This is a genomic window from Aeromonas sp. Prich7-2 (assembly GCF_017939255.1).
Classification (GTDB): Bacteria; Pseudomonadota; Gammaproteobacteria; order Enterobacterales; family Aeromonadaceae; genus Aeromonas; species Aeromonas caviae.
Genome location: NZ_JAGKRI010000254.1, coordinates 1 through 1,142, shown reverse-complemented (window position 1 = coordinate 1,142; position 1,142 = coordinate 1). Strand labels below are relative to the sequence as shown.

Annotated in this window: 1 protein-coding gene; it reads left to right on the top strand. The window is 34.4% G+C overall.

The genetic code is table 11. The features are described 5' to 3' along the window. The first annotated feature begins 554 nt into the window (after positions 1 to 554). A complete protein-coding gene (locus J9892_RS21485; RefSeq protein ID WP_141116462.1) occupies positions 555 to 971 on the top strand; it encodes a hypothetical protein in 417 nt (138 codons plus the stop codon). Positions 972 to 1,142 lie beyond the last annotated feature (171 nt).

Genomic DNA, 1,142 nt, shown 5'->3' with positions numbered 1-1,142 from the left:
TGGGAATAACGCCTTAAATGGCGAAGAAACGGTCTAAATAGGCTGATTCAAGGCATTTACGGGAGAAAAGATCGGCTCAAACTGAAAAAATGAAATGACTGAGTCAGCCGAGAAGAATTTCCCCGCTTATTCGCACCTTCCCTAGAAAAGGTATGTCTGTCATAGGATGAGAGCATGCCTTTTTATATAACTTTAATCAGCCTATGTCATAGTTTTAATTTCACGGAAGAAAATTAAAATCACCATATAAGTCTAGTTAATTTCATATTTTAAATATTAACTTTCGCCAATGCCATTGATAACGTTAGTCGTTAAATTAATAATTTAACTCAAAAAATTGTTGATATTATATTTAGTGTTTGCAATACTATAATTAGAGTGAGCATTAAATGTCACTGAATAATTTAGCTCACTTCTGAATGTGACTTCGTATAAATTTATTGTATATTTTTTGAAAAAACGCTAAACCAGCTATGTTTTAATGTCTGTTAAATAGGTTGGCTTGAAAAATAAAACGCATAACACTACTAATAATTATTATAAAGGTGCACGCAATGAACATAAAACCACGCTCAGGTAGACCCCAAAAATCAGCTGACGAAAAACGCAGCTTAATACTCCGAATCTCATTTAATGCAGCTGAGCAACGTGTTTTAACTAAGCATAGTAAAACCTATGGTATTCCCAAAAAGTCTAGCCTGATTCGGTTTTTGGCTCTCAGGGAACCAGACAGTATTATCTCACCAGATTTTTCATATGATGATCGTGTGAGATTGCTAGAGGGGGTATACAATATATCATCGAATTTAAATCAAATCATTTTGTTGATTAGACAAGCTGAAGTCGGTAGTGACGTTTATAAATTTATTACTGACAGTAGTGATAACTCTCCAGTGATGCAGGCTTTCTCATCTATAAATTCTCTGTTTATAGGAATTGAAAAAGCTCTGATTGGAGTGAAGTTGAAATGAATTTTGAAAAACACAGGTTCGGCCAAAACTTCCAGTACAGACTGTCTTATATTTACCGAGCTATACATATTGGTAGGAAACGAAAATCCATGCCATCACAGGTTTATCATCTCGGTGGTGGTGTAATTAATAGACCAAATATTACATTGAATGAAAGAGGTGAGGTCTCTG

Bases quoted from the DNA above. Each gene is read 5' to 3' on its own strand.
- J9892_RS21485 (WP_141116462.1), top strand. From the start codon at position 555: ATGAACATAAAACCACGCTCAGGTAGACCCCAAAAATCAGCTGACGAA.